This window comes from Clostridium saudiense (assembly GCF_000577815.1).
Taxonomy (GTDB): Bacteria; Bacillota; Clostridia; order Clostridiales; family Clostridiaceae; genus Clostridium; species Clostridium saudiense.
The window spans coordinates 47,588-69,845 of the sequence record NZ_CBYM010000010.1 but is presented as its reverse complement, the minus strand read 5'-3'; the positions used below and the strand labels follow the sequence as shown (position 1 = coordinate 69,845).

At 29.0% G+C, this 22,258-nt stretch carries 23 protein-coding genes and 1 pseudogene; 3 read left to right on the top strand and 21 right to left on the bottom strand.

Annotated elements, in window-relative coordinates:
* Nucleotide 1 precedes the first annotated feature (1 nt).
* The 5 genes from TY07_RS07220 to TY07_RS18815 all read right to left on the bottom strand — a co-directional run bounded on the left by TY07_RS07220 (nt 2) and on the right by TY07_RS18815 (nt 3,642).
* Nucleotides 2–1,378, bottom strand: coding sequence for a sensor histidine kinase (locus TY07_RS07220; RefSeq protein ID WP_052330636.1), 1,377 nt, complete (start codon nt 1,376–1,378; stop codon nt 2–4).
* Nucleotides 1,379–1,380: 2 nt separating this feature from the next.
* Nucleotides 1,381–2,049 carry a response regulator transcription factor gene (locus TY07_RS07215; protein ID WP_042397363.1) on the bottom strand — a complete coding sequence of 223 codons (669 nt, stop codon included), beginning with the start codon at nt 2,047–2,049 and terminating at the stop codon, nt 1,381–1,383.
* A gap of 37 nt (nt 2,050–2,086) precedes the next feature.
* Nucleotides 2,087–2,434, bottom strand: coding sequence for a PepSY domain-containing protein (locus TY07_RS07210; protein ID WP_042397360.1), 348 nt, complete (start codon nt 2,432–2,434; stop codon nt 2,087–2,089).
* Nucleotides 2,435–2,661: 227 nt separating this feature from the next.
* Nucleotides 2,662–3,207 carry a group II intron maturase-specific domain-containing protein gene (locus tag TY07_RS18820; RefSeq protein ID WP_052330635.1) on the bottom strand — a complete coding sequence of 182 codons (546 nt, stop codon included), beginning with the start codon at nt 3,205–3,207 and terminating at the stop codon, nt 2,662–2,664.
* 30 nt (nt 3,208–3,237) lie between these two features.
* Nucleotides 3,238–3,642 carry a reverse transcriptase domain-containing protein gene (locus TY07_RS18815; protein ID WP_302537713.1) on the bottom strand — a complete coding sequence of 135 codons (405 nt, stop codon included), beginning with the start codon at nt 3,640–3,642 and terminating at the stop codon, nt 3,238–3,240.
* A 56-nt stretch (nt 3,643–3,698) separates the two neighbouring features.
* Here TY07_RS18815 and TY07_RS07200 point away from each other — a divergent pair, with 56 nt between their 5' ends.
* Nucleotides 3,699–7,412: a M60 family metallopeptidase gene (locus TY07_RS07200; RefSeq protein WP_078061307.1), complete on the top strand. Its 3,714-nt coding sequence runs from the start codon at nt 3,699–3,701 to the stop codon at nt 7,410–7,412.
* Between the two features lie 254 nt (nt 7,413–7,666).
* On the opposite strand, the gene TY07_RS07195 is transcribed toward TY07_RS07200, so the two are convergent.
* The 10 genes and pseudogenes from TY07_RS07195 to TY07_RS17805 form a co-directional block, all read right to left on the bottom strand.
* Nucleotides 7,667–7,972: a hypothetical protein gene (locus TY07_RS07195; protein WP_042397354.1), complete on the bottom strand. Its 306-nt coding sequence runs from the start codon at nt 7,970–7,972 to the stop codon at nt 7,667–7,669.
* Nucleotides 7,973–7,992: 20 nt separating this feature from the next.
* Nucleotides 7,993–8,331 carry a hypothetical protein gene (locus tag TY07_RS07190; RefSeq protein WP_042397350.1) on the bottom strand — a complete coding sequence of 113 codons (339 nt, stop codon included), beginning with the start codon at nt 8,329–8,331 and terminating at the stop codon, nt 7,993–7,995.
* A 66-nt stretch (nt 8,332–8,397) separates the two neighbouring features.
* A pseudogene (locus tag TY07_RS07185) lies at nt 8,398–8,712 on the bottom strand (hypothetical protein).
* Nucleotides 8,713–8,753: 41 nt separating this feature from the next.
* Entirely contained in the window at nt 8,754–8,966 is a 213-nt protein-coding gene (locus TY07_RS07180) for an NUDIX hydrolase (RefSeq protein WP_042397347.1), read from the bottom strand.
* Between the two features lie 333 nt (nt 8,967–9,299).
* Nucleotides 9,300–9,662, bottom strand: a complete 363-nt coding sequence (locus TY07_RS07175; protein WP_005212003.1) for a hypothetical protein — start codon at nt 9,660–9,662, stop codon at nt 9,300–9,302.
* Nucleotides 9,663–9,709: 47 nt separating this feature from the next.
* Nucleotides 9,710–10,342, bottom strand: coding sequence for an ABC transporter ATP-binding protein (locus TY07_RS07170; RefSeq protein WP_005212002.1), 633 nt, complete (start codon nt 10,340–10,342; stop codon nt 9,710–9,712).
* Nucleotides 10,343–10,353: 11 nt separating this feature from the next.
* A complete protein-coding gene (locus tag TY07_RS07165; protein ID WP_042397341.1) occupies nt 10,354–11,712 on the bottom strand; it encodes an ABC transporter permease family protein in 1,359 nt (452 codons plus the stop codon).
* 208 nt (nt 11,713–11,920) lie between these two features.
* The gene (locus TY07_RS07160) at nt 11,921–13,366 is read right to left on the bottom strand and encodes a sensor histidine kinase (RefSeq protein WP_005211996.1); all 1,446 of its coding nucleotides are present in this window, start codon (nt 13,364–13,366) and stop codon (nt 11,921–11,923) included.
* Nucleotides 13,363–14,028, bottom strand: coding sequence for a response regulator transcription factor (locus TY07_RS07155; RefSeq protein ID WP_042397335.1), 666 nt, complete (start codon nt 14,026–14,028; stop codon nt 13,363–13,365). Before TY07_RS07155 ends, TY07_RS07160 begins: the two co-directional genes overlap by 4 nt.
* 356 nt (nt 14,029–14,384) lie before the next feature.
* Entirely contained in the window at nt 14,385–14,558 is a 174-nt protein-coding gene (locus TY07_RS17805; RefSeq protein WP_078061306.1) for a DNA/RNA helicase domain-containing protein, read from the bottom strand.
* A gap of 126 nt (nt 14,559–14,684) precedes the next feature.
* On the opposite strand from TY07_RS17805, the gene TY07_RS07150 reads away from it, so the two are divergent.
* The gene (locus TY07_RS07150; protein WP_042397331.1) at nt 14,685–15,752 is read left to right on the top strand and encodes a helix-turn-helix transcriptional regulator; all 1,068 of its coding nucleotides are present in this window, start codon (nt 14,685–14,687) and stop codon (nt 15,750–15,752) included.
* A 180-nt stretch (nt 15,753–15,932) separates the two neighbouring features.
* Nucleotides 15,933–17,879, top strand: coding sequence for an NAD(P)/FAD-dependent oxidoreductase (locus TY07_RS07145; RefSeq protein WP_042397328.1), 1,947 nt, complete (start codon nt 15,933–15,935; stop codon nt 17,877–17,879).
* A 137-nt stretch (nt 17,880–18,016) separates the two neighbouring features.
* On the opposite strand, the gene rlmH is transcribed toward TY07_RS07145, so the two are convergent.
* The 6 genes from rlmH to TY07_RS07120 form a co-directional block, all read right to left on the bottom strand.
* Entirely contained in the window at nt 18,017–18,496 is a 480-nt protein-coding gene (rlmH, locus tag TY07_RS07140) for a 23S rRNA (pseudouridine(1915)-N(3))-methyltransferase RlmH (protein ID WP_042397323.1), read from the bottom strand.
* 40 nt (nt 18,497–18,536) lie between these two features.
* Nucleotides 18,537–19,022, bottom strand: coding sequence for an Hsp20 family protein (locus TY07_RS07135; protein ID WP_042397321.1), 486 nt, complete (start codon nt 19,020–19,022; stop codon nt 18,537–18,539).
* 130 nt (nt 19,023–19,152) lie between these two features.
* Complete coding sequence (locus tag TY07_RS07130; protein ID WP_042397318.1) at nt 19,153–19,650, bottom strand: SEC-C metal-binding domain-containing protein; 498 nt, start codon at nt 19,648–19,650, stop codon at nt 19,153–19,155.
* A gap of 78 nt (nt 19,651–19,728) precedes the next feature.
* The gene (locus tag TY07_RS17590; RefSeq protein ID WP_070098843.1) at nt 19,729–19,881 is read right to left on the bottom strand and encodes a CxxH/CxxC protein; all 153 of its coding nucleotides are present in this window, start codon (nt 19,879–19,881) and stop codon (nt 19,729–19,731) included.
* A 33-nt stretch (nt 19,882–19,914) separates the two neighbouring features.
* Nucleotides 19,915–20,706, bottom strand: a complete 792-nt coding sequence (locus tag TY07_RS07125) for an MBL fold metallo-hydrolase (RefSeq protein WP_042397313.1) — start codon at nt 20,704–20,706, stop codon at nt 19,915–19,917.
* Between the two features lie 17 nt (nt 20,707–20,723).
* On the bottom strand, nt 20,724–21,983 hold the full coding sequence (locus TY07_RS07120) for a UDP-N-acetylglucosamine 1-carboxyvinyltransferase (protein WP_042397311.1): 1,260 nt from the start codon (nt 21,981–21,983) through the stop codon (nt 20,724–20,726).
* Nucleotides 21,984–22,258: the final 275 nt, after the last annotated feature.

Genomic DNA, 22,258 nt, shown 5'->3' with positions numbered 1-22,258 from the left:
TTTATCCCTTAAAATATACGCTTATTATTGTATATTTATCTAATTCACTTTCTATATAAATCTTAGAGTTATAATTGCTAACTATTCTGTTTGCAATGGATAAACCAATTCCAAAAGAATTATTATTTACTCTAGATTTATCAACTTTATAAAATCTTTTCTTTACATTATCAATTTCATTCTTTGGTATACCAATTCCATTATCTTTAACTTCTAATTTTATCGCACTAGCTTCTTTTCTTATACTTATTGAAATTTCAACATTCTCTTTATTGTTATACTTTATTGAATTATCAACAAATATAATTAATAACTGCTTAAAATCATTTGGCTCAACTTTTATTCTTATATTTTCATCAATATTAACTATATATGTGACATTTGGATTTAAAAATCTATATTGTTCTATAACCTCATCAACTAATATTACAGGATCAATCTTATCTACTTTATTTAAGTCTACTACTGATTTTTCTGCCTTAGATAGTAATAACATATCATTTACTAACTTTTTTAATCTTTCTACCTCTTTTAAACATATATCCAAAGATTTTTCTAAACGTTCCTTGTCATTTTTTCCCCATCTTTTAAGCATACTTAAATGTCCATGAAGTGCTGTTAATGGTGTTTTTAATTCATGTGATGCATCTGATACAAACCTACTTTGCTCATGAAATGCCTCTTCTAATTCATCCATCATTGAATTAAAAACTATATTTACTTTATCTACTTCGTCATTTAAATCTGATATTTCAGCTCTTTTATTAATTCCTTTTTCCTTTATTTCATTCATAGTTGTTGTAAGCCTTCTAAGTCTCTTTATAAAGTTCTTCGAAACATACATAGCTCCTATACCACTTAAAGCTAATCCTAAAATTAAAGTAAAAATTAAAATCGGTAAGGAGTTTTCAGTAAATTCCTGAAACATCTCATTTTCTCTAATTATTTGTATCGTATATTGAGAATTTCCTATCTCTATTGGTCCTGTTATTACCATATATATCTCAAAATCAAAAATCTTAGATCCCATTATAATATCTTGATTTACATAGTCAAATTTAATTTCTTCCCATATTTCAGATGGGGATTCATAATATATTTTATCTGTTGAGTAAATCCTAATATATTCATCATCATCAACCTTAGTTAACTGTTGTAAATATTCATAAAACCCATTTTCAGATATTTCTATGTTTATATCCTTAGATAAGCTGCTTATCTCTTTATATTTAGCTTCTAATAAATCTTTTTCATACTCATCTGTAAATATCCAAAATGTAATTAATTGACCAATTGTATATATAATCAAAATTAAACTTATTATAAAAAAGGAACTTTTCATAATTTCTAAAAATACAGGTAATTTTTTAGTTCTCATTACTAACCCCTCATAATATAACCAACTGATCTAACTGTCTGTATATATTCTTCTTTATTTTCATTATTTAATTTTGTTCTTAAATATCTTACATATACATCTGTGACATTAGTTTCCGGTTCATACCCATAGCCCCATATTTTTTCTAAAAGCTCTTCTCTAGTAACTACCTTATCCTTATTATCTACTAATATCATTAATAGTTCATATTCTTTATTAGTTAAACTTATTTCATTACCATTCCTTTTAACACTTCTTGAGCTTTTATTAATTACAATATCCTTAAACTTTACTATAGAATTATTTAAACTATCTTGTCTCCTAAAAACCACTTCAATACGTGCAAGTAACTCCTCTATTGCAAATGGCTTAGCAATATAATCATCAGCACCTATTTGAAGCCCATTAACTTTATCCATAACACTATCTTTTGCACTAAGCATTATTACCGGAGATTGTTTTTCTCTCTTTAGTCTTCTACATATCTCAAATCCATTCATTGAAGGAAGCATAACATCCAGTATTATAAGATCATATTCATTTCTTAATGCCTCTTCTAACCCTTCTCTACCATCCTCCTTAATACAAACATCATACCCTTCATATTCTAATTCCCCTTTTACAAAATCGGAAATATTAGGTTCATCCTCAACTATTAATATGCTTTTCACTATACTTCCTCCTTTATAATACGCTTATATATAATGTTTAATCATAATAATTATCTATATCTGTAATAACCCCCAAGTTAGAATCCACATTAACTTCTATAAGAATATTATTTGAATTTTTTATTTTAAATTTATACTCAAAACTAAGATTATCTAACTCTAAGCTTTTCCTAACCTTTAATATGTCTCCTTGAACCGCTTGTAGTGCTATTACCTTTGCTTCATCAACTGTATAATTAATATTAGATTTAGCTATACTATATACAGTAATAGCACCTATACCACATACTGCAACACCTAAAACTAATAATATTGAAATTCTTTTTACCATTTTTTTCTTGTTTCTTTTTATTATTTCTCTTGCTGTTTCTAAATATTTATTCATTTTGTTTCTCCTTATCTTAATCTGTATTATGAATTATATAATATTGATTTCTCTTTTTCATGAAGTAGGAATGAAAGTAAGATTAAAATTTTTTAATCTTTTTCATCACTATATTTTTAATAATATTATTAACATAAATATAATCGAGTAGGAGGAAAATAATTATTTTATTTTCCGTCCTCTCACACCACCGTACGTACCGTCCGGTATACGGCGGTTCCTTAAGTTTAATGAATTTTAATATATTGACGCGTTAGGCTTTTCAAGCCTAAGTCGTTAAAGAATTGATTTGTTAGTGTAGTATTTAATATAACACTATTTGCTACTCGCCAATATCCTTTACGGGTGTTGGCGAATTTTATTGCTTGATAGTGATTAAGTCCTAATTTATTAAGGTTTTTATATCTTGTTTTAACCTTCTTCCATTGTTTCCATATACACATTCTTAATCTCCGTTTAATCCATTTATCCAATTGAACAACAATACCTTTGCACTTTGCTATTCCATAATAATTAATCCAACCTATGTTAACTTGATTTATCTTAATTATTCTTTGTTCTAAGGTCATCGGTTTTGACCTTGATAATATTTCTCGGAGTTTATCTTTATGCTTCCTTAATGATTGTTTAGATATGCTTGAATATGCCTTACCAAACATAATCCCTAGTGTAAACCCTAAGAATTTTCTTTTCCAAGGTCTTTCAACTGCACTTTTGTTGATATTTACTTTGAGTTTTAGTTTACCTTCAATGAATCTGGTTATGTTTTCCATAACCCTCTCTCCGACTCTTTTACTCTTTACTTAAATATTACAGTCGTCCGCGTAGCGACAAAATTTATGTCCTCTTTTCTCTAACTCCCTATCTAATTCATCTAGCATAATATTAGATAATAGCGGACTTAGTGGTCCGCCTTGTGGCGTTCCTACTTCGCTTGATGTTACTATTCCATTAATCATTATTCCTGATTGCAGATACTTCCTTATTAGTTTCAAAACTCTTTTATCTTTAATATCTTTCGATAGTTTATACATTAAAATATCATGATTTACTTTATCAAAGAATTTCTCTAAGTCTATGTCTACAACCCATGTATAACCTTCGTTAATATAACTTTCAGCTTTCCTTATTGCATCTTTTACACCTCTGCGAGGGCGGAATCCAAAGCTATTCTCTGAGAAATTTTCATCATAAATTAAATGTAACATTAAATGATGAAGCTTTAAAATACGCTAAGCAAGGAAAAATTAAACTTAGCGTAGGTATGACTATGGTTGATGCAGAAGAATATTATTATAATCATAGTAACGAAAATCGTATGCCGTATTTAGGAAAAACTTTCTCTATTAGTGAAACCGAAACTAAAGTAGGTACACCTTTTGGAGGAATGGTCTTTATAGAAATAGCTGAATCTGTTCCTTCAGGCGCAAATATTGAGGTAGATATTAAAGGGGTAGTTGATACACCATATTATGATTTAGGTAAAACAACATCTGAAGAATGGAAAGTTGCAAAAGATGCACCAGGTATATTTGCTGAAATAAGAACTCCTTATTTAAGATTTATACTTCCAGCTAAATTTATTCGTCATATTGAAGATCCACAAAAAGCAGCAGAGTTTTGGACAAATGTAACTGCCTTAAGTGCCAATACAATGGGACTTGAAAATAGAACAACACCAATGACTCTTACTTTTGACCAATATATAACCGTTGGTATAGCATATGCAAATGTATGGAGCTGGTCATGTAATTTACCACCAGAATGGTCAAAAGATGCATTTGATTATGATGGTCTAGTGAAAAATGGAAGTTGGGGAATAATACATGAAATAAATCACCATTATCAAAGAAGATATAGTTCATATTCTGATGAATGGGGCCTTGGAACTGATTTTACTGAAATAACTAATAATGCTTTAAGTGCTGCATCATATATTTTATATACTAATATAGCAGCTTCTAGAGGAGAAAATGGAACCGATGATTGGAATAAGGTTGCAGATCCATATAGTAGTTTAAAGCAACAAATATTTGAAGGCGTTCAGTACTATCCTGGTGTACCGAATATAGGTAACTTTATGTTTAGTACATTTGCTCATGAAATTGGACCAATAAACTATGTTAATGTTATTAAATCAACTTATGAGGGAGGAACCTTTAACGGAATATATATTCCACCATATGATTATAAGCTTGAAAGTCAAGGCGGACTGAAGAGAGATGATAGATATGATGATATGGCATATAGATTTTGTGTGGCTGGTGAACGTGATTATACATGGTATATACAAAAAGAATTACGTTGGCCATTAAAACAAGAAACCATTGATAAGATAAAAGCTCTTGGATATAAAGAGACTATTCCAGTGCAAAGTGTGTATGCAATGGGGGAAGTAGGAAGAGAAACAGGTAGACCTTTCTATATTCCATCTAGCGGTTATACATTTGACTTCCAAAAAAGTTTAGTTTCACCTGGTAATGTAACTGTAATAGATGTATCTCAGCCAAAATATGGAACTTTACAATTAAGACAAGATGGTAAATATGATTATTTAGCTAGTACATCAATGCCTGAAAATGCATTAGATGAATTTGTATTAACAGTTAAAGTTGAAAAAGACGGAATAAGTCATGAAACTAAGTTAAATTGTACTATAGCTCTAGATTATAATGCTAGTGTTGTAGAACATTTTGATATACTTAAATGGGATATTTACGAAGCTTTAGACGTTTTACCAACAAGTACACCATATGGAAGTTCAACATCAACTGGAATGAGAATTGATTCCGCAGAAGGTGATAGATTATCTAGAAGTAAAGGATACTTTATGGTAGATGAAGCTGGAGAATATGAATTCCAAGCTTTTGGAGATGATAGAGCTGCTTTTCAAATACATTTAGATGATGGAACAACACTACAATCTATAACTAATGATTATGCAAATAATGTTGATGATGCACTTAAGCTTGCACAGCAAACAGATAATAAAGGCAGAGCCAAATCAACTAGCTTTACTGTAAATTTAGAAGCTAATAAAATTTATCAATATACATTGGTAGCTAAAAATACTGGCGGTATTGGATGGGCTGATGTAAATATTAGAAAAACTTCAGGAGATACTAGTTGGAAATCAATAACTAAGATTTATTCTAACTTAAATGATGTAGGTAAAATTACTGATAGAAATTATGTAATGCCAGATCCTGAGTATATTAGACCATCAAGTTTAGCAACAGCAGATGAAACTACAGTAAAAGGATTAACAGTTATTAGTACTCCACAAGGAGTTGTTCCTAATAATGATCCAAACTCTCATAATGAAGGTAATAAAGAAAATATAGTTGATGGAGATATAAGTACATATTTCCACTCATCTTATGATAATTCTAATAAAACACCTTTTCCACATGAATATATATTGGATTTAGGTGGAGAAAAATCTTTTAATAATCTAGAAATATATACACGTACATATGACCATGTTGGCGTAATAGGAGATTATGAAATATTTATAGCAGATGAATATAATGGAGATAAAACTGTTTGGACACAAATATATGAAGATAAAACAAGAAAAGATAATTCAAATGCTCCTGCAGACATAAAAATATCATTACCGCAAACAAAAGCTAAATACTTAAAAATTAGTGCTTTAAATAATAGAGATGGCCGTGATATAACAATAGTTGCAGAAGTGAAGTTATCAAATAAAACAAATGTTAAAAATGTAATAGCTCAAGACTCTAGTTTTATACAATACGAAGGAGATTGGTCAAAAGATTCTAATGGTGCTTTTGTAAATGGTGCAACATACAATACAACTACTGGTTACTTTATGTATTGTTTTGATGGAAAAGAAAGTAATATATATGTAGCTAAAGATGTTGAAGTAGAAATCAGAGTAGATGGTGGTAAGTGGGAAAAAGTTAAATTAACAGGATCACTAAGAGAACCTTCAGTTACATTAAATATGCAAAATGAAGGTCAGCATGTAATAGAGGTTCGTGCCATAAATGAAGAAATAGCTCTTAATATGATATCTACAGATGGTGTCTTTTATAAAGGAAAAGCTCCTGCTAAATCAAATCCACCAGTTATACATGATGCTGATAATATAAAAATAGGAATTGGACAAGTTGACACCTTTAATAAGATGAATGGAGTTAGCTACAGTGATGATATTGATACAACTGGATTACAAATAAATGTAACTGGAGAATTGGGTAAGCCTACTCCAGGAACAAATGAAGACTATACATTAACTTATACTGTAACTGATAGTGATAGAAATACTACAACTGTAGATAGAATAGTAACAGTAACAAATCAATTACCAGTAATAACCGGATTAGATGATATAGTAATAAATGAAGGTGAAGGTAAGGGATTTGATTTTTCTAATGGAGTAAGTGTAACAGATTTAGAAGATGGAGATTTAATAAAATCACTAAAATTACCTACACTAGACTTAACTAGCTTAACTGAAGGAGATTATTCTGTAAAATATGAAGTAACAGATAGTGATAATAACACTATTATCGTCGAAAGAAAAATAATAGTATTATCAAATAAAGTTAATGATGAAACAAAACCTGGAGAAACTCCTGATGTACCAAGTACTCCTAATGCTCCAGCGGAAAAACCTGATGGAACTACTAATATACCAAATACATCTAATGTTCCAGTAGAAAAACCTATTGAAACTTCAGTAGTACCTGAAGCACCTCAAGGTCAATCTGAAAAACCTGTAGAAAACTCAGTAATGACTGAAACTTTAGCAGAAGACTTTGAAGTTAATCCAGAAACTATGATGATTTCTGAAGATACAAATAGTAATAATGAGACTAATGAAAATATAGAAGATATTCCTGCAACGGTAAATTCATTATCAAAATATATAGCTATTTTATCGTTATTGCTATTAGTAGTATTGGGATTAATTTTAACAAAAAGAAAAATTACAAAGTCTAAATAAATAACAAAAAAGAAATTGGACAATTAATCCAATTTCTTTTTTGTTATCAATTTAAATTCTTCTTAACTTATCATTATTTTTAACTATTATTATTCTCATATTTTCATCATACTTAATACCTAATTCCTTGAAGAAACTTCTTCATTAACTGTAATAAATACATTATCTTTATTAAACATTTATACTCCCTCTTTCTATACTTTTATTTAAATGTAAAAAAGTCTTAATCACTATACTTGTAGCAATTAAGACTTTTAGATTTGGTTTATTTCTTGTTTTAACATTTCAATGAATTCTTCTGAAAATACTTTCTCTCTTATTGACTCCTTTATTAGCTCTATTAGTTCTAGCTCCGTTACATCAAGACTTCTTGGAATGTATGTTTCGTCACCTCTTCTAGTAGCCTTGTAGACACAGAACCTTACTTCGTATCTCTTTAGTTCTTTGATGTAGATTTTCTCTATTGAGTATGTGTATTCTCCTGCTCCAACTTTTCCTTGGCTTTTTATCTTGCAGTACTTAGTTTCCTTGATTATCTTTTCTTCACTCTTCTTACTCACATTAATTCTACCTCCTTATCTTATTCCAGTAGGAACTTAGAAAGTTCTTCAGTACATACTACTACAATTGAAAAATCGCTAGAAAGTAAGTATAAGCTTGAAGTATAATTTTCTCCATTCATAACTTCTATTACATCAGTATATTCTGGCACTAAACATTGTAACTTATCTTGTTTCAATATTTCGATATCTACTATATTTTCTGCTATTAATACATATCCACCTAAGTCAGATTCTACATTCCTATCCTCTCCATATGCTTCATTTAATATAACTATTAGTTCTCTTACGAATTCAATAACCTCTACTGGTATGCTATTTAATTTAACTAATTGACTTTCATTATAAACTTTTTTCATTATACTTTCTCCCTTCTACATATAAAAAACTCTTACTTGCATATCTAAATACAAGTAAGAGCTTTACTAAAGTAAACTTTTATAAAATTCTATTGTTGGCTTATCATTATTTATTAACAGATTTAATTTTTCATATGTTGAATCATAGAAGTTATTATCTTTAGCATATTTAATTACTTCCTCATAAGATAATTCAAAAATATTATCTGTTATGTTATAGTAGAAATCATCATTCATCACACCAAAGAAATATTTTACTGAATCATCATATGTCATTCTTGGTACTTCTTCTAAATCACAATTTTCATCTGTATAACAACCATTTCTATCATTCCATTACGGAAACTCTTTCATTTTTCTACGTATAATCTCATTATTCATAGATACAACCTCCTTATATACTACATAATCATAATATATATTTATATATTACTTAAAATACGTAATGCATCTAATGCCATTACTTTAACATGAGGTTTTATAGTATCATTACTTTCAATTTCTTCTTTAGTAAACCAATATAATTCTTTGCTTTCTCCCTTTTGTGGTCTAACTTCATTAGAAAATGCTCTTTCAAAATATATAAAATCTATATTCTCAACTTCATGACCTACATTTTCAAGAAGAGTATGCATTGGACCATGTAATTGAATCTCCGTATCGGTGTTAAGTTAGGTTGTAAACTTGCTCATTACTTTTCTCCTTTTCTAATATACTTTTAAAATTATAATTTAATTATGATCTACATCCCCATATTATTCTATATAGTAATGTTCAAATTCAACATAGTTGCTCCAAAACTTCTTAACCTAAAAGAAGAAGGAGCACCCTTAACTGATACTCCTTCTCAAAACTTACTTTATATCCAATTGCTTGTTATCCCTTACCATCTTGCCCATTACCCTAACATCATAATAACTTTCTCAAGTGAATATCAAGAGTTTTCTAAATTAATCCTTAACAGCTAGTTAATCTTTTAAATATTCTATTAATTCTTCTAATTCATTATCATCTTCATTTAATTTATTAAAGTCTTCTAAATCAGTTTTTATATCTTTTTCTACTTCCCTTTTAACATTTAATTCATTGATAATATATCCCATAGAAAATGTTGCTATTGAATAAAATGCATACGGTAATGATGAATTAATGTAATATGTTATTACCACTAATATACTTTTACTTACCACAATCTTACCTGATGCTACAAGTGATAATATATATACATGTGAATTATATATAGTTAATAATGTATATGCTAATATAATTATTGAAATAACATATAGTACTTTACTTATTAAATTTGCATCTTTAAAATGTTTTACTTTCATACTTAATTCTTCCTTCTAAAAACTTATTGTTAATAATATAATTTTTATTAATTAATCTGTGTTAGTTTTTTATTTTTTAGAACAAGTACAACATCTACTTTTTTAGCTAATTCCTTACTATGAGTAACCACTATTACACACTTTCCATGTTTATGTGCACTTGTTTTTAATATTTCTATAATTTCATCAGCTGTATCACTATCTAAATTCCCCGTTGGCTCATCTGCTAATATTACTGGTGAATCTGTAACAAGTGTTCTTGCAATGGCAACACGCTGTTGCTGTCCCCCTGATAGTTGTAATACGTTTCTATTAATTTCATCATCAGCTAACCCTAAATTGTTTAATATTTTCTTATTCACCTTGGGATTAACTATTTTTAAATTTTCTAAAGGTGTCATATAATCAATTAAATTATAATTTTGAAATATTAATGAAATATTGCTTTTTCTATGATTCTCATATCCCTTTACTTTTATATTTTGATTATTATATAATATTTCGCCATTTCTAGGTTCATCTAATCCAGCCAATAGTGATAATAACGTTGATTTTCCTGAACCCGAAGCCCCTAAAATAGCGTAAAGTTTTCCTTCTTCAAATTCCATGCTTATATCATTTAAAACTTTTTTTCCATTTTTATATGAATAATTAACTTTATTTAATGCTAAAATTGACATTTATTTTCCTCCTAGCTCATTTTGGATAATATTTCTTTTGGTTTTAATCTAATTATTGATGCTGATGATGCCATTACTGAAAGTATGATAATAACTGTTCCTATAACATATACATAAATTAATTCTTCAACCTCTACTTTTACATCTATTTCATCTACTGTACGAGTTGCTAAAGAACTATTAACATCATTTCCTAATGAAAATCCTCCAAATCCACTTTGAACGTCTTGAACCGCTTGCTTACCTGCTTGTGCAACTATTGTATTTCCTATATTTTGTGAAATTACCTTACTTGAGAAATATGATCCTCCAAAAGCTAATATACTTATAAGTAATAATTCAATTATATATTGAGAAATAATATTAAACTTTGAAACTCCTATTGAAAGTAATATACCGGTTTCATGAACTCTTCCTTGAATCCAAAATGCTAACACTAATGAAAGTATTATTACTCCAGCTATTATTGCTCCAATTAAAACCATATTTATAATCTTATCTAAAGAATCAAAAGACTTAGATAAAGCTAAAAATGTATCTTCACTTTTTACTATTGTATACTTATTCCAATCAGTAGGAATATCTTTAAATTTTGATGTTACTTTATCTACATCAGTATCTGTATTGAAAGTAGCATTTGTATATTTTACATTTCCATCTGAATATCCATATAAAGTTTTAATAGTATCTACATCAGTAATTAAAAGATTTTCTGGCATTTCTAATTTATGTCCAGCTCTTTCAGTATTTTCACTTTCAAAAATACCTACAATTTCAAGGTCATAATCACTTTTAGATAAAGTTGATGCATTAAAATCTCCAGCACTCTTTGTTGCTTTTATAGTATCTCCAACTTTTAAATTATTTGCTTCTGCTAAATCCTTATGAATTAATACCTTGTTTTTATCAGTAGCAACAATATGTCTACCATCAATCAGCTTTAATGATTTACTTATAAACTTAGTATCATATTCTGAACTTTTATGTGCTTCTACAGAAAAAAGTTTTTCATATTTATAATCATCATTATATTGAACTACATTTTTTTCAGGTTTTATATAATTTACATTTTCTAAATCTAAACCAGCTCCTTGAATTGCTGCATCATAATTCTTAACACCTTCTACCTTTGAAACCTTATCAATTAAATTTTCTGGAATTGTTCCTTCAAAATTACCCGCAAAATTAGCTTGTAATTCAAAAGTATTTGCCATATCCTTATTTGAATCTTGTCTTGCTATATTTGCTGCCTTTTTAATTGAAATTCCACTTAAAACTGCCGTTGCTATTCCAAATAATATAAATAACATAATAATACTTTTTATTTTTTTTCTTGTTATATATAATATTGATCTCTTAAATACATTCATATTTATGTCCTCCTTGTTTATTAACTTGAGTACATTCTATCAACCTAATATGAAATATTTATGAAATTTAAAAATTAAGTTTATAAAATTCATTAAGAATCGTATTAATTAAATTATTTTTTATAAAAAAATAAGGATATTATTAATCTAATACCCGTTATTTTTCAACTATTTTATTTTTTATTAAACATGAACAAATTTCAAATATTTAATTAAAATCAACTTCAAAACTCATTCCAGTTAATATTGATTTAAAAGAATAATCTAAATTATACATTTTTAAAATTTGTTGAACTATGTATAATCCTAACCCATTCCCCCCACTACTCTTATTTCTATCAAAATCAACTCTATAAAATGCCTCAAAAATATGTGCTAAATGTTCTTCTGAAATTGGCTTACAATCATTTTCTATAATAAGTTTTTTATCTTTTATATATATTCTTATTTCCTTTCCTTCATCAGTATAATTTACTGCATTAGAAATAATATTAGAAATTGCTTTAGTAAATAATTTTTCATCTACTTTAATATTAAAAGACTCTTTTAAATTCATTTTAATATTAATTTTCTTTGACTTAGCTATTAATTTATATGGTTCTATGTTCTTTTGAACTAAACTACCTAAATCTAATACACTTTCATTTTTATTATTTATTATATTAAGTTTTGAAGTATCTAAAATTTCCTGAACCATTTTACTTAATTCACTAACTATATCCTTACATTTTTCTAAATATATATAATGATTTTTATATTTTCCTATATCATATAGCATATTTTCAATCATTATATACATACTCATTAGTGGTGTCTTAAGCTCATGTGATGCGCTTCTTAAAAAATCCACCTTAATTTTTTCAGATTCACTTACATTTTTTATTTCCTCTTCCAATGATACAATTGTATTTAATAAATTTTCATATAAACTATTTACATTAGCTGCTAATATTCCTATTTCATCTTCAGTTTTTACCTCACAAAAGGCTTCTTTATTTAAATTCTCCATTTTTTTTGTAACATCACAAATTTCTTTTATTGGAGTTGTAATTTTTCTTGCATATATATATGATGCAATAAGTGCTATAAGCAAGCTTATAAAAATAGAATATGGAAGTATTTTTAATATAATATCTCTTGTTTCTGTGAATGATTCTAAATCCATTACTATTTTAGCACTTCCATTTACATCATTACTTTTTTTAAAGTCCCTACTTTTTATTATTGATAAATTATTTATATTAATATATTGACCGAATATTTCTCCATTTTCATCATCAAAACTTTCTATAATATTTTCACCACTTAAATTAGGAATTATTAAAGAGTTTTCTGTAATTTCCTCTTCATTAACATATATATCTACTTTGTGCAAACCTTGAAATACCCTTTTTTCATCTCCTATAGTAAGTAAAACTTGAATATTATATTTTTCAGCAAAATTCTTTGCTATCTTAAATGATTCCTTATTATCAGATTTATTTACTTGTTCAATTAAATCTTCAATAATTTTATCAGCTTCCTTTTGTTTATTATTCACATATACCTTGGGTAATGCTAAATAAATTAAAACATTTGAAATTAAAATTATTACACTTATTATCCCCATGGTAAATATATATGTTTTTGAAAATAGCTTTAACTTATTCATCATTTCTCCTCAAATTTATATCCAATTCCCTTAACTGTTACTATACAATCTAATAACAACTTTTTTCTTATATTTTTAATATATACATCAATAACCCTATCATTTGGTGCTTCTTCAATCCTCCATAAATTATCTAAGATTTGTGCTCTTGTTAAAACCTTTCCCTCATACTTTAATAATAACTCTATTAATTTTATTTCCTTAGGTTTTAAATCAATATTTTCGCCATTCTTTCTTGCTGAATATCCTTCAAAATCAATTTCTATATCTCCATAACACCACTTTTTATTTTCACTAACTTTTACTCCTCTTCTAAGAAGTGCTTCTATTCTTTTATGTAAAACTATTATTGAAAATGGCTTTGTAATATAATCATCTGCCTCTTCATCAAAACTCATAATTTGGGTATAATCATCACTCATTGCTGTTAACATAATTACTGGAACATTGCTTTCTTGTCTAATTTTATTTAAAACAACAAATCCGTTAGCCTTTGGAAGCATTATATCTAAAATTACTAAATCAATTTTATTATTCTTAAATAATTCTATTGCTTGCATTCCATCTTCTGCACTTATAACGCTATATCCAACCTCTGCTAGATATTCACTTACGCCTTCCCTTATTTCTTTTTCATCTTCAACAATTAATATATTAATTTTCATTTATATTTTCCTCCATTTTATATAATATATATCAAAATGAATTTATTTTATAAATACATAATAACATAAAGTTTCAATTATATTATAAATATAAAAGTGCTAATTTCATAAATTAACACTCTTAACATTAAATTAATAATATTATTTATATACCAATTCCACATATAATTTATCACTAAAGTTCTATATATAAAGGCTTACTTAAATGATAATATTCTCAACCCTCTCCTTCTCAAATTCCCTTATTTATTAACCTAATTTCAGTAAAAACCTCACTTACTTATGGTACGGTTCATTATTCATAATTCTAATTATTTAAATTAGTGATATATTATTCATTAGCAACCAATACAAATTTAACTGCTATAACTAAATTTTTTTTCAAATACGCAATAAATATAGCATCCTTTCATCCCTCTAGTAATGAGAACTCGATAAGTATTCTTAATAAGCTCATCAGCTTTTTCTAATATATCTTGTCTATCTTCCCTATATAATTTCTTTATTTCGCTAAGACTTTTATCATTCAATCATTATCAAGAATAACAACTTGTTTATTTTTGTAAAAGCATCTATTATTAGTAATATAATTTTAATTTATATATCTAAAGAAAAAATACGTTAAATCTGCAACTACAATAAATGGAGGTTTTTTTATGCAAAATATGAAATATTATTATGATTTTTCAGGTCAAAAATTCGGTTATCCTTTAAGCCTAAGCATTAACAGCTTTAGCAGACAAGTATTTTATCGTCATAGTAGTCTAGAAATAACCTACGTTTTAAAGGGAGAATATGAGGTTATTACAGAAAACTTCTCTCATATAATTAAAGAGCATGAACTATTAATCATTGCTCCAAATGATATTCATATAATTCGTCAAAATTCTAGAGAAGAAAATGTGATTTTAACCATACATATTGATTTTTCTCTCTTTCCATCAGCAATGATAGGAGAAATAAAGCATTCCTACGAATCAATTGTTTGCACTGACAATAATAATTTGAAATTATTGAAAAAATTAAAGCTTCAAATAGGTAAATTAGTTGGAGTTCTATTACGTGGTAATAATAATTTATTTGAGTTAAATACAATAATGATGGAAATTGTTTATATAACTTCTAATCACATGCAGTATCCTATTGAACGTTTACCTCTTCAATCTATTCATAGAGAAAACTATATTAAAGCTATTCAGTACATAGATAGCCATTATCAAGAGGATCTACGTTTAACAGATGTAGCAGATACACTTATGTTTAGCGTTTCTTACACTTCCAAACTCTTTAAGAAGTATACAGGTATTCCATTTGTAAAATATGTTGCTCTAGTAAGAATTCGTGAATCCATAGAATCTTTATTAGAGGGGAAAAAATCCATTGAGCAGATTGCTGCTGATTGTGGCATGCCAAATTCTAAAGCCTATACCACAGCCTTCAAAGAACTTTATGGAATTGTTCCTAGCCACTATCGCAAAAAGTTTGTCAATAACATGAAATTTAATGAAGATAAAAGAGAACAAATAATGTCTCTAGATTATAATCAAAAGCAGCTCCTTCAACACCTGTTAGAAGAATCAGAAAACATCCTTTATGAAAATGATAGCATAAAAATCAAAGTGAAAGAAGGGCATACTCTTTGCTCCATTCAAACATCTAAAGATGTAAAAAGCACTATAACTCACTGTAATGATGAAATTATTATAGATATTGCTAAAGTTTAAAATGGAGGAACTTAAAATCTACCTTGTAACTTTCTATTATAAGTCATTTTTCGCTTTAATATTATCTCATTTCGCTTTTAATCTTCAAATATGAGGACATATTTTAACCTTTAACATCAAGCTAGGACAAGGATACTAATTGAATAATATGGTAACATCAAAGAAAAAGGAGATGAGGATATGAAAAAATATAGTCATTTATTTTCACCTATCAAAATTGGTGAAACCACAGTTAAAAACCGTATTTTTATGCCACCAATATCTACAAACCTAGCAGATAAAGGTTATGTAACAGATACTTTAGTTGAGCATTACGCTGCAAGAGCAAAGGGTGGTGTTGGTCTTATTGTTACTGAAGTAACTACTATTGAACCTGTTTACACATATTTACCTGGAGATATGTCCATAAGTGATGATTCTTATATTCCTGGTTGGAAAAAGTTGACGGAGGCTGTCCATAAGTATGGAGCAAAAATCCTTCCCCAATTATTCCATCCTGCTTACATGGCCTTCCCTATTCCGGGAACACCTCGTTTAATCGCACCATCAAATGTTGGGCCTACCTATGCGAAGGAAGCCCCAAGACCAGTAACCATACCAGAATTAAAGATTATTATCAAGCAGTTTGGTGAAGCAGCCTTAAGAATTAAAACCGCTGGAGGAGATGGTGTTGAAATTCATGCTGCTCATGCCCACGGTCTACTAGGAGGTTTTTTATCTCCTCTATATAATAAAAGAACTGATGAATATGGTGGTGATATCAATGGCCGTTTGAAATTAACACTAGAAGTTATTGAAGAAGTTCGTAAAACGTGCGGAAAAGATTTCATCATTGATGTAAGAATTTCTGGTGATGAATACTGTGATGGAGGCTTAAATCTTAACGATGGAATATACATTGCTAAGCAATTAGAGAAAGCTGGTGCTGATATGATTCACGTATCTGGAGGAACTACTATCATGCGTGGTAGCTCAATCCCTGCACCTGGTACAAAGCAAGGTTCTCACGCTAAGTTATCAGAAGAAATCAAAAAACATACGTCAATCCCAATAGCTACTGTTGGACGAATTACAGAGCCTTGGATTGCTGATGAATTAATCGCCAATGGTAAAGCAGATATCTGCATGATTGGAAGAGCTAATTTATGTGATTCTGAATTTGCTAATAAAGCCGAAAAAGGTATGGATAATGATATACGTCCATGTATTGGATGTCTTCGTTGCCTAAACGGTATTATGTTTGGAAAGCGTGTAGCTTGCACAATCAATCCCTCTCTTGAAATTGAAAATGAGGATACTCTTAAGTTATCTAACACAAAGAAAAAAATTCTTGTTATTGGTGGCGGACCTGCTGGTATGGAAGCAGCCTATGTTGCAAAGAAAAGAGGTCATCATGTAGTCCTTTGCGATCAAAATGAAGAACTAGGTGGACTTATGCGTATAGCTTCCGTGCCAATTGCTAAGCAAGATCTTTCAAAGGTTACACAATACATGGTTAGAAAACTCGAAGAAACTGGAGTTGAAATTCGTTTAAACTGTACTGTTAATAAAGAACTATTACAAAATGAATTTGCTGATTATGAAGTGATTATAAGCAATGGTGCCTCCCCTATTGTTATCCAACCATTTACATCCTTTAAACATTGGGCAACTGCTGATGATATTCTAGGTGGAAAAGCCTTCCCTGGCCGTAAAATCGTTATTATTGGAGGTGGTTCTGTAGGTTGTGAAACTGCAGATTATCTTGCACCCCTAGTTTATGACCGTCTTCCTAGAGACAGAAAAGTCACTGTAATTGAAATGGCTCCAGAAATCATGTCAACAGAAACAGGCGCAGGTAGAAGTTTACTTGTACAACGTATGATGAAAAAAGGCATAGAGCTAATCTGTAGCGCCAAGGTTGAAAAGGTAGAGGAAGATAAAATCTACTATAGCAAAGACGGTGAAATCCACTGCATTGCTGATGCCGACACCCTTATCTTCGCCGTAGGTTACCGCACAGACACCACACTGGCTGATACTTTAAAGGAACTTCAAATGCCTTATCACACTATAGGAGACGCAAACAATGTTGGAACAATAAAAGATGCTATTCATGCAGGATATGCTATTGCTAAAGAATTGTAATATAAAGAGTATATGACTTTTACTGAGTCATATACTCTTTTGGGACAGTAGATTGATTTGTGTAAAAAATAAATCTAACTACTGTACCTCTAGCTTCATTAAAATCTAAATATATAAAATATATTTATAAATATCATTTATTTGTGGTACGGTTCATTCTTCATTATTCTAAAAGCTCTATAAATTTGTTCCAATAACATTACCCTAAACAACTGATGTGGGAAAGTCATCTTAGAAAAACATATCTTATAATTTGCTCTCTTTATTACATCCTGAGATAATCCAAGACTACCACCTATAACAAAAGTTATGTTCGAATTACCCATAACCCCTTGAGTCTCAATAAACCTTGAGAACTCCTCAGAGGTCATTTGTTTAGCATTTAAATCCATTGCTATAACAAACATATTATCCTTTATCTTAGATAAAATAAGCTGTCCTTCCTTATCCTTAATTTGAAGCTCTTCCTTTTCAGATGCATTATCAGGAGTTTTTTCATCTGGAAGTTCTATAATATCAATTTTACAATACCTAGTTAATCTCTTAGAGTATTCATCAATAGCCTGCTTCAAATACTTTTCCTTTAGCTTTCCTACAGAAATAACTGTTATATTCATCACTTTCTCCTCCTAAGTAAAATATTTCAAAACCTATTTATTATTCCTTGAAAGTATCAACATCAACAATAGTAGTATCCTTACTTATATACGTACTCTTAGGTATCAATACATTCAAAGTATCATTTTTAAAAACAGCCCTAATTCCACTAGGATCTGCATTTTCTACATAATAATCCTCATTTATATCTCCACCAGCTTGAACTACAGCTACAGCTATATTCTGGTTATTACTATAAAACATATTTCTCTTAACTTGTAAAGTAATATAATTATTATCATACTCCAAGTTAATATTCTCTTTCTTAGTCCCAGGCAAATAACATTGAATAGTATACCCCCTCTTATGCTCTTTAAATTGTACCTCAACCGGGGCCATATTATCTATATTTTTTACTAAATTATCCATAAAATCACTATTAACAATATTATTTACAACATTATCTACAATATTATCAATTACATCCATATTATTAGCTATAGTATTAAATGTAGTCGAAAATATATATGGAAATATATTAAGCATATAAGCACCTCCAAATAAATAATTGTACTATTATAATTTATTTATCTAGCTTGCTATTTGACACTAAATCATTCTTTCATTAATACAAAAAAGAGCTTTGATATCAAAGCTCTTTTAAACTAAGTAGAAATTACTTTCCACAACATTTCTTATATTTTTTTCCGCTTCCGCATGGGCAAGCATCGTTTCTTCCAACTTTGTTTTCATTTCTTACGCTGCAAGATTCTCTGTATTGCTTTTGAATTTCTTTTCTCTTTTCAGGTGAGAATATAGCATCCCATTGTGGTAAGTTATATAAATATTCAGCCTTAGCTTCTAACATATTAAAGAATAGTTTTTCTAAGTTTATATCTAATACTAATTCATCATTTGAGTTTAAAGCTTCTAAATCATATTGATTATTTAAACTATCATTGATTCCATCAACGAATCCCATTATGAATTCTTCTGAAGTTTCATACTTCTTAGCAAAATCTGCAATTGTAATCTTCATAGCTTCTTTGCTATTAGCTAATAAATCCTTATATATAGCAGTTTCAATCTTAGTATATTCATTCCAGAAAGCTGCTTCACCTTTAGTCTTAACGTATTCTACGACCATATCTGTCCATTGTTTATATAAACTCATATTCATTTCTCCTCTTTCTTCTCTTACGATTATATAAAAATTATACTAAATATTATGTACATTTTTCAACATATAATATTAAGCCATTTTGACTTCATACTTAGCTTCTTTTTCGCAATATGTACATTTGTATCCTGTAATTTCATTAATTACAGGATATGTTTCTTTGCCATCTATAACTTCATCCATTGCTTCATCCATATGTTCTTCACATGCATATAATTTTTCCATACTTTTCACCTTCTACTTTAATAAATTAATTTTTTATAAAGTAATAAATTCACTTGGATTATGCCTATTGGCTAAACTTAAATCTAAATCTGAACCAACCTTAATACCATTAGCAGTTAGTATATCTCTTACTGTAAGCTCTGCTAACTCCGGAGTATTATTAGTATTGCTTAAATGACCTAATATAATATTTTTTCCTAAGCCATTTTTTAATATCTTAACAATTGCTTCTCCACAATCTTCATTAGATAAATGACCATATGCTTCTTTTATCCTTTGCTTCAAGCTATAAGGGTATGGACCAAAGTCTAGCATTCCAGGATTATAATTGCTTTCAATTAAAATAACATCTGAATCTTTGATATTATCTTCAATCTCCTTTGTAAAAGTCCCAAAATCAGTTGCTACACTCGCCCTCTTATCATTAAGATTAATTGTATATCCTACTGGTGCTGCCGCATCATGGGGAATAATAAAGGATTTAACTTCTATATCCTTTATTGAAACTACAGATCTTCTATCCATAACCTTTATATTATGCTCTTTTATCTTTCCAATGGTTCTTTCCATTTCGACCCAAGTATCTTGTGGTGCATAAATAGGTATATCATATTTTCTAGATAAAACTCCTACACCTTTAATGTGATCGATATGCTCATGAGTTATAAAAATTCCATCTAATTCACTTGGATTTTGCCCAATTTGCTTTAACGCTTCATCTATTTTCTTTCCAGGTAATCCAGCATCAATTAAAATTTTAGCCTTTTCTGAACCTACAAAAATACTATTTCCACTACTTCCACTATATAATGAGCAAAAATTCATTTAAAATTCCCCCAAGCTTATTTTTCTATTCTTCTTATATCTGCGCCTAGTGCTCTGAATTTATCTTCAATATGAGGGTATCCTCTATCAATATGTTCTATTTCAGAAATTTCAGTTTCTCCTTTAGCAACTAAACCAGCTATAACCATAGCTGCTCCAGCTCTTAAGTCTGTAGCTGCAACTTTAGCTCCATTTAATGAATCAACACCATCTATGATAGCAGTTCTTCCTTCAACCTTTATTTCAGCACCCATTTTCTTTAATTCATCAGTATGCTTGTGCCTGTTTTCCCAAATGCTTTCTGCAATTAAACTTCTTCCAGCAGTAATGCTTAATAAAGTTGACATAGGTTGTTGTACATCTGTTGGGAACCCTGGATATGGTGCAGTCTTAACACTAACACCCTTTAAAGGTTTATCAACAGTAACTCTTACGCTATCGTCACCTTCTTCAACTATAGCTCCCATTTCCATAAGTTTAGCTGAAATAGACTCTAAATGTTTTGGAATTACATTCTTTATAGTTATATCTCCCTTTGTAGCAGCTGCTGCTATCATGAAAGTTCCAGCTTCAATTTGGTCTGGTATAACACTATAATTACATCCTACTAATTTCTTAACTCCTCTTACTCTTATAACATCTGTTCCAGCACCTTTAACATCAGCACCCATAGTATTTAAGAAGTTAGCCACATCTACTACATGTGGTTCTTTAGCAACATTTTCTAATACAGTTGTTCCTTCTGCCATAGTTGCTGCAATCATTACATTTATTGTAGCTCCAACTGAAACTACATCGAAGAAAATATTTGCTGCATGTAAATTTTCAGCGTTAACACTTACAGCTCCATGTTCTATAACAACTTCAGCTCCTAAAGCTTCAAATCCTTTTATATGTTGATCTATAGGTCTTACCCCTATAGGACATCCCCCTGGAAGTTCAACTTTAGCTTTTTTAAATCTTGCTAATAACGCCCCTATAAAATAATATGACGCTCTCATTCTTCTTACATCTTCAGTACATGCATTAACTGTTGTAATATCTGAAGCATCAATTTCTAACGTATTACTATTTAATTTATTTACTCTACATCCTAAACTAGCTAATATTCTTTCTAAACAATGTACATCTTCTATATCTGGTATATTATCAATAATACATCTTCCTTCGCTAGCTAAAATAGCTGCCGGCAAAATAGCAACTGCTGCATTCTTAGCTCCGTTAATTTCTACAGCGCCTTGCAATGCTTTGCCTCCATTAATGATTAATGTTTCCATCCTATTCACCCTTATCCAAATTTATATATATATTAATTTATCCTATAATATAAAAATTTATCCATTTTTTGTTTTATAAGGTATTTTTTAAAATTTTCCCTTATATTTTTTAGTCAACACTATTGATTATAACATAAAGTATGCATGAGTTAATAGGGTTTTTTCTTCCAAAATCCCTTATTTTTAAACTTTACCATGAGTTATTAGCAAATATATAAATTGTCAATTTAAGTTTATATATGATATAATTTAATATAAAAGTATCATACAAAATT